General features: G+C 42.6%; 8 protein-coding genes. 1 reads left to right on the forward strand and 7 read right to left on the reverse strand.

Annotated features, from left to right (window positions below):
• Position 1: 1 nt before the first annotated feature.
• The 7 genes from OCT63_RS16705 to OCT63_RS16735 form a co-directional block, all read right to left on the reverse strand.
• Positions 2-1,273, reverse strand: coding sequence for a CpaF family protein (locus OCT63_RS16705; protein WP_017057393.1), 1,272 nt, complete (start codon positions 1,271-1,273; stop codon positions 2-4).
• Positions 1,270-2,511: an AAA family ATPase gene (locus tag OCT63_RS16710; protein ID WP_269984093.1), complete on the reverse strand. Its 1,242-nt coding sequence runs from the start codon at positions 2,509-2,511 to the stop codon at positions 1,270-1,272. The genes OCT63_RS16705 and OCT63_RS16710 overlap by 4 nt, the downstream gene beginning before the upstream one ends.
• On the reverse strand, positions 2,511-2,990 hold the full coding sequence (locus tag OCT63_RS16715) for a hypothetical protein (protein ID WP_060467772.1): 480 nt from the start codon (positions 2,988-2,990) through the stop codon (positions 2,511-2,513). Before OCT63_RS16715 ends, OCT63_RS16710 begins: the two co-directional genes overlap by 1 nt.
• Entirely contained in the window at positions 2,987-4,357 is a 1,371-nt protein-coding gene (locus OCT63_RS16720) for a type II and III secretion system protein family protein (RefSeq protein WP_161688229.1), read from the reverse strand. The genes OCT63_RS16715 and OCT63_RS16720 overlap by 4 nt, the downstream gene beginning before the upstream one ends.
• On the reverse strand, positions 4,357-5,181 hold the full coding sequence (cpaB, locus tag OCT63_RS16725) for a Flp pilus assembly protein CpaB (protein ID WP_161688227.1): 825 nt from the start codon (positions 5,179-5,181) through the stop codon (positions 4,357-4,359). Before cpaB ends, OCT63_RS16720 begins: the two co-directional genes overlap by 1 nt.
• 21 nt (positions 5,182-5,202) lie before the next feature.
• On the reverse strand, positions 5,203-5,643 hold the full coding sequence (locus OCT63_RS16730; RefSeq protein ID WP_161688225.1) for an A24 family peptidase: 441 nt from the start codon (positions 5,641-5,643) through the stop codon (positions 5,203-5,205).
• Between the two features lie 145 nt (positions 5,644-5,788).
• Positions 5,789-6,004, reverse strand: coding sequence for a Flp family type IVb pilin (locus OCT63_RS16735; protein ID WP_017108243.1), 216 nt, complete (start codon positions 6,002-6,004; stop codon positions 5,789-5,791).
• A gap of 408 nt (positions 6,005-6,412) precedes the next feature.
• Here OCT63_RS16735 and OCT63_RS16740 point away from each other — a divergent pair, with 408 nt between their 5' ends.
• The gene (locus tag OCT63_RS16740; protein ID WP_269984094.1) at positions 6,413-7,306 is read left to right on the forward strand and encodes a LysR family transcriptional regulator; all 894 of its coding nucleotides are present in this window, start codon (positions 6,413-6,415) and stop codon (positions 7,304-7,306) included.
• Positions 7,307-7,398 lie beyond the last annotated feature (92 nt).

The raw sequence follows: 7,398 nt of genomic DNA on the forward strand, positions 1-7,398 counted from the left end.
ACTATGCCCCCTTAAACGATGCTTTCAGCTCGTCATAGAGCCCGAAGAATTGCGCTTTTTTCACAAGCTCAGATCGCTGCATGATGCCGTCGGTGACAAATTCGCCTTTGACGATTTCTCCGTAATGCGCATCGTCATAACGAAAGCGATAGATCTCCTCCATCACTACGCTATCGCCTTCTAGACCGACGATTTCTGAGATGCTTGTGATTTTACGAGACCCATCGCGTAGCCTGTTGACCTGAACAATCATTTGAACGGCACTCACGATCGTTCTTCGAATCGCATCAAGAGGCTGGTTTAAGTTCGCCATCATCACCATCGACTCAACACGAGCAATCGCATCACGTGGGGTGTTAGCGTGCAACGTAGACATCGACCCATCGTGCCCAGTATTCATGGCCTGCAGCATTTCAAACGCTTCAGAGCCACGACATTCACCAAGAATAATGCGGTCTGGACGCATACGTAGCGCATTGATCACTAACTCTCGCTGAGTTACTGCTCCTGTCTGTTCAACACTTGAAGTACGTGTTTCCAGTCGAACTAAATTGGGTTGCTGGAGACGCAACTCGGCCGCATCTTCAATCGTAACGATACGTTCATCTTCGGCGATGTATTGAGACAGCGCGTTGAGCAACGTGGTTTTACCTGATCCGGTACCGCCAGAGATCAGTACATTGATACGACAGCGAGAAGCGATCATCAGCACTCTTGCCATGTCTGGAGACATCGAACCGAAGCCAATCAAATCTTCAAAACCGATGTTCTGCTCTCTGAACTTACGAATGGAGATCGATGTGCCATCTAAAGAAATCGGAGGAATAACGATATTTACACGGCTACCATCTTCCAACCTGGCGTCGACCGTCGGAGAAAGTTCATCAACCCGTCTTCCCACACGTGACGCAATACGTTTGGCAATGGCTAACAACTGCTCTTCATTCACAAACGAGACTTCGGATTTTTGTACCTTACCGTGTCGTTCGAAGAAGATATTGTTTGGCCCATTAACCATAATATCGGAGATAGACTGGTCTTCTACTAAGGGTTGCAAAGGACCCAAGCCAAACAGTTCATCGATTAAGCTTTTCACTAGCCCTGACTTCATCATTGATGTGATCGGTCTTTGGTAACTATTAGCCAACAGATCAACCGCTGCTTGTATCTGCGATTCAAGGTCTCGACGGCTCATTTTCTGAACCGCTTCTGCATCTAGCGCTTCAAAGATCTGGCCACGAAATGCGAGGTATAAGTCTTTGTTAGAACTCATTTAACACGCACCTTGTTCAACCAAGAGCTCATGCCCTTTTGATCCACAGGTTGGCCGTTGATCAGTTTCACTAGTTGTTCCATAGAACGGCTAATATGACGATCATGCTTATGCCCTCGCTTACCATCGATAAGGATGTGTGCTAACGATTTGCAATAGTCGACTTCGAGATCAACATTTGATCCTAAATATTTGGTGAGATCGGACTTTTGTAACACGTAAGCATTTTCCGGACGGTGATAGTTCAGCATCGTAATAACACGAGTCCGCGACGACAACGAGATCTGTAAGCTGGAGATTTTTTCAATCAGTCGTTTAGCGCTTCTTACGGACGATATCGACGCATCTAACACCAACACAACCACATCGAAATTTTCTACCAAGAGTTGAGGTTCAACTTTGAAATCCACACCACCGGAAAAATCTTCAATAATGAAATTGGTGTTTCTCGCGAGTAACTCACACAGAGTTTGATTGTAGTTAAGAACATCGTTTTGGCTCATATCGCCATCAATCGCCAACAGACGTAAATTTTTACGAGCTTTGAATAGGTAACTCAGCGCCCCTTCCTCATCCATTTCATGCAATGGCGCGGTGAACTCATCAATGGTTCGCGGCTTAAAGTCCTTTAGCCCTAGCAAAACATCAATATTAGTATCAGCATATTGATGGTCGACAAGAATCGTGTCTGAACCTTGTGTCGATAATAGTGAGCTGACCTCAGTTGCGATAAATGATGCGCCTACTCCACCTTTTGAGCCCACAATCGCGACTCGCTTCGCCTTGCGTTTCTGGCTCACACCGGAGAAAGTCTTAAGATTTTTGCTAACGTGAGTAAAAAAGTCAGCAAACTCCTGCTTATTTACCGGCCAAAAAACGTAATAAAACCCCATGTCTTTCAGAGCTCGAAGCGTAGAAATAGCATCCTCTTTACCAATCACGACCACCCCTTTGTGTGTGGGTAGTTTGCTGACAAAAGATTTAGCGTCTTCAACAACATTGGTCGATTCATTTAGTTCTAGAATCACAATGTGGCTACTTTGTTGCTCTGTCAGCCTAGTCAAACTGGCATTGGCTTTAACGCACGCCGGATCATTCCATCCTTCAAATCGAAAGACTTCTTGAACAAGGTCTAAACACTCTTGAGATTGATAGAACAAAGTACATCCGGCGACACCTGGCGTTCCTGTCTGAACTGGCTTAGCCTTCGTTGTTAATGCTTTAGTCAAGTCAAACATTATTGTTCTCCTACCAATCGAGACTTGTAAGCCACTTGCTTCAAGCGCATCGACTCAGCAAAGCAGTCTGGCTGCCTCAACCTAACGTGAATCTGTGCTGGCGTGCATTCTTGAGTCTTCAAACGCGTTAAGGTCACCTGAATCTTTAAGTCGCTCGGCAACAGCTGAGCGCTTCGATACAAGACTCTTTGTGGCGCGATGACATGTGACGGATATTGATCGAAGATCGCCTGCAACATCTGTTTGCTGCGGTTTGATTTGTAATCCACGATATAGGTGGCTTCTTTATCCATTGACTCAATATCTTGAATCAACTCGTTAAGTTGCTTGCCCGTTTCAGCGCGATTTTTCATCGTAAAGTCAAAGCTGTGATGCTCTTTGTACACCAAGGCTTCAGCGCCATGTCCGACAAAATATTGCTCCGAGGCACAGCCTAAAATTGTCGAGGTAAATAACACCATTAATAGTAATTTCTTCATTGGATAAACCCTCCTTGCGACAACAGACGGATCGTTGCATCGGAAGATGTCACCGATTTGCCATCCCACTTAATGTTTAGCCAACGCGCCAATGTGGAAGTCTTCTTGATGTAAGGCAGTTGAATGTCTTTCGGTTTCATCGGTTCAACAAGATTCACAGTGGCAACGATGATTAATTCAGTTCGTTTTCTTTCTGTGGTTGCTTTACGGAAGGCAGCACCCAAGACTGGTATGTCGCCAACAAAAGGGATTTTTTGCATTTTTTCCAAATCAGCGCTGCTCATCAAGCCACCAAGGACGAAGCTGTCGCCATCGGCTAGTTCAACGGTTGTCATCGCACGTCGTGAAGCCAGTTGCGGAACTTTGATTCCTGCCGCTTCGACATAACCTTCGACTTCGCTTACTTCTGGCGCGAGTTGCATACGGATTCTGTCTTGGCTAAGCACTTTCGCGGTGAGATCGAGTTTGATACCGAACTCTTTGAAAGAGATGTTTACATTGCTGTTCGTCGACACGATAACGGGCACTTCGCCGCCGACAAGGAAGCTTGCTGATTCACCGGACAGCACGGTTAAGTTAGGCTCAGCCAGAACTTCAGCAATCTGGTCATTGCCTAATGCAGTGATTAACGTACTTAGGTTTGCCGCATCGAACTGATCGAATACAAATTCACCAACGCTTGAACCGACTGAGCTCCAATCAACACCAACAGTTTGTCCAAACGATTCGGTGACTTGAGCCACTGATATTTTGACGTTCACTTGCTGGGTCGTTGCAACTTCAATGCGTTCGATGATCCCTTCCCACGTCATATTGCGAGCAAACACCATGCTTTCGGGCTCTTCATAATTTGAGTTGTCGGACTTAAACTCAAGTTTCACCGTTTTGTCCCATTTCTCTGTTTTTTCTCGTCCAAGCAGAGTGGCAACCAAACGATAGATATCGTCACGAGTCGCTTCGGAATCAACAAGACCACTCACGGCGACTTGCTCTCCCACAGACTGAATCTTGACTTTGGCATCAGGGAAATGAAATTTGAGTTGTCTTCTAATATCCGTTAAATCCAAATCAACAATAATGCGGTCTGAAAGCAGAACATCACCATCTATGCCATAGACGATCAGTCGCGATTGCCCAATAGCATTGGCGAACACAACTATCGTGTTATCGTTGATTATTTTGTAGTCGACGATGTCAGGGTTATTAATAAACACTTGGCCAATTGGACTTTTTAACTGGATGTGCTGACCATCGTTGAGCGTGATGGAGCGATCGGCGGCAAAAGCGTTTGTTATAGAAAGTAAGCCAATCAGCGGCGCTAGAATGGAAGCAAACAGTACTTGTTTGATTCGATGGTGAATCATCATCACAAAGCCTCTCTCGGGTTGTTCTCGTTACCACGTAACTCAGCAATCCCGGTATAGTTATCGATAATATTGCGCACCTCTGCATACTCAGGTTGCGTGTAGGTTTGGCTTCGGTAAATTTCGATGTGCATTGTTCGTTGCGCTAATGCAAGTTTTGGTAACTCGTCGGGGCTGACTTCGATGACCACCGTAGTCAGTCCGTCCTCTTTACTCGGAGCGCGAGCGGTAATAGAACTATCGCCAGTTGCATCATTTCCAATGTTGAGTACTTTGACGTTTTTAAGAAACATTGACGCCTTCACCCCTCTAAAGCGCTTCGGCTTATCGATAATTCCGGCTAAGTTATCGTTTGGAGAACTCACAGTGAGGATATCGATGGACGTTCCAGGACGGATGTAATCGTTGATTAGGTTTTTGTCACTGACTTTAAGTGGGTACAACGTCATGCCTTCTGTGACCAAAAGATCTATGTATCCGGGCTGACCGGGCGTCACTTGATATTCAGGCAGTACAACCTCGCCAGCGTTGAGGCTTCGATTGAGTAAAGTGGAGGGTGAAAAGCTGATTTGTGCGTCTTCTCTGATACCAAGCGTTAATGCTTCACTAAGAGGGAGTTGTTGTTTTACGACACCTTGCGCATCGATCGCACGTCCTTTTTCATAAGGTTCCGTGGTCATCCAAACGGCAACATGTTCTTCGTTTTTTTCTTCCACCACTTCAGCGGTCGTTGTCGGTTGAGGTTCACTCTTCAACAAATCGACAACGCCTAGCGCGCCCACTATTAAGGCAGCAATGGCAACAAGTAATACCAGTCGAGATCTCATAATGTTCTCATTCTTGGAGGGTTAAATATGTGGCGTGTTTTGAGTTAAAATTACCAAGTAGAATCCAACGCTAATTGCTATCCCATATGGAATACCTTGTTGGTCGTTCGACGTTTTTCTTGTTAGCTTTTTACTTATCAGCTTGTTCTTTACAAGATAAATAACGGCTAAAAAACCGCCAGCAAAAGCTGTCATAACAAACGCCCAAAGCAAATCGTTGAGAGGTATAGTAAGTGATAGAACTGCGGCATATTTAATATCACCGGCTCCAATCCAAATCAGGGCGTAAACAATCAACCCTCCCCCTAACACCAGCAGAAAGCTCATAATTTGAATGTCTAACGGTGACAAAAAACATTGTAAAAAGAGCAATATCAACAAGGTGTGATTTTGTATCTTTCGATAGAGAAAATCGGTAGCCGATACATAGACACACACGAATACCAAAATCAGTAAATACACGTCAAAACTCACAATTAGAAATATCACCTAGATTTATATGGATTAGCGTAAAGTATGTCTTAATTGATGTTCCTAATTAACTGAGCCAGACCAATGGAAAACATAGGTCTGGCACAAATATCTTTCGATATTTTCACATAGAAGACTATGGCTTAGCTGTACCAGCGGTCGTTATCGTTTTAGCAATCGTATCAAACGCTTTTCCTAATTCCGTGATGAAGCCACCACTACCCACAGCCACACTGACTAATACAGCCATCGCAACACCGATAAGACCATATTCAATCGCAGTTACACCACGCTCATCGTTCTTGAATTTTGATAAAAACATGCTTGTTTTCACGTATAGCTTAGTAATCATTATTTTTTCCTATAAGGGATGTTGAAAATTCGTCGCTATTATAATTATCACCTTCACACTATGGAAAATACCCTCTATCGATTTAATCTATAGGTAGAGCAAAAAACGATCAAAACAAACGATAACCAAAAACAAGAACTACAAAAAACCACATAAGTTACAACAGCTTAAACAAAATCGCACTTTCAGTGTTAATATGAATCTAAATTTATATTACTTTAAATAGTAAGAGGTAGATCAATAATATTGATTATATTTAGCTTATATAATCTTAAAACACGCCCCTGGATTTAAATCATCTTTCTTTATTATAAAACATGTTGAAATACGAGTATCATCACGCTATTGTTTTTTGAATCAACAAATAATAAAAATACAATTTATTTATGTCAGAAGGTTAGTGGAATCATGAAACTACATTTCGAAAATATTGTTTCGTTCATAGCGGTAGTTGAGGAAGGTTCATTTAGCTCTGCAGCCCGTAAGCTTGGGAAATCTCAGTCAACAGTTAGCACAGCTGTTCAAAACCTTGAGTCTGACTTGGGTTTCAATTTATTTAATAGACAATACTCTAAAGTCTGGTTAACAGAGAAAGGAGAGCGCCTATTCCAGTTATCTTTACCTGTTGTCTCGAAATATCGTGAGTTAGTTACAATTGCAAAACAAATGAATATATCAGACCAAATAGTTTACCGGGTAGGTATAGATCCACTGGTGTTTAATAAAAACGTTAGAAATACACTATTGGCATTTTCAGAAGAGTTTCCTAATGTCGACTTACTTGTTGTTACTAAGCCAAGTTTCGTTTTAGGTAATTATATTAACGAGGGGAAGATAGACCTAGCGTTAGGTAATCCATATCACAAGACAAATAACGACTTTAATATAGAAGAGTTATTCCACGTCAACTGTTGGTGGGTAGTCCACGAAGACTTAGTATCCTTTAAGGCTCACGCTTCATTGAAACGTGTTCTGCTAATGGATGGGTGTGAAGAACTTCTTAATTTGTCGAACATCGCTTCGTATAATCTATGGCGATTGGATGATTTAGAAACCATCATCGATTTATGTAATGCTCAAAAAGGCATCGCTTTTTTACCTGGGTTTCTTATTGAAAGTAACGTAAAAGAAAATAAACTTAAGGTCATTACAGACCACCCTGATTTTTTTGGTAAGCGAGTTATTGCATCCCTTTTCTGGCAGTTACATTCTGACTTTAGCTTGTTTAACCAATGGATTAAGAACGAGCTAAAAACCAGTGTAAGTTACAAGCAAACATTTATCGCTGATTTGGCCCAATAATGCTCTCTTACATTTAAGGCTGTCACACTCTAGTACATTCACCGACTTCGGGTGCGATACTCAAAAACTCTATATATTTACATATATATGAT

Origin of the sequence: Vibrio sp. RW, from assembly GCF_027587105.1 — a bacterium.
GTDB classification, from domain to species: domain Bacteria; phylum Pseudomonadota; class Gammaproteobacteria; order Enterobacterales; family Vibrionaceae; genus Vibrio; species Vibrio toranzoniae.

Coding starts and splice junctions, on each gene's coding strand:
- OCT63_RS16705 (WP_017057393.1), bottom strand. CDS start 1,273: ATGAGTTCTAACAAAGACTTATACCTCGCATTTCGTGGCCAGATCTTT.
- OCT63_RS16710 (WP_269984093.1), bottom strand. CDS start 2,511: ATGTTTGACTTGACTAAAGCATTAACAACGAAGGCTAAGCCAGTTCAG.
- OCT63_RS16715 (WP_060467772.1), bottom strand. CDS start 2,990: ATGAAGAAATTACTATTAATGGTGTTATTTACCTCGACAATTTTAGGC.
- OCT63_RS16720 (WP_161688229.1), bottom strand. CDS start 4,357: ATGATGATTCACCATCGAATCAAACAAGTACTGTTTGCTTCCATTCTA.
- cpaB (WP_161688227.1), bottom strand. CDS start 5,181: ATGAGATCTCGACTGGTATTACTTGTTGCCATTGCTGCCTTAATAGTG.
- OCT63_RS16735 (WP_017108243.1), bottom strand. CDS start 6,004: ATGATTACTAAGCTATACGTGAAAACAAGCATGTTTTTATCAAAATTC.
- OCT63_RS16740 (WP_269984094.1), top strand. CDS start 6,413: ATGAAACTACATTTCGAAAATATTGTTTCGTTCATAGCGGTAGTTGAG.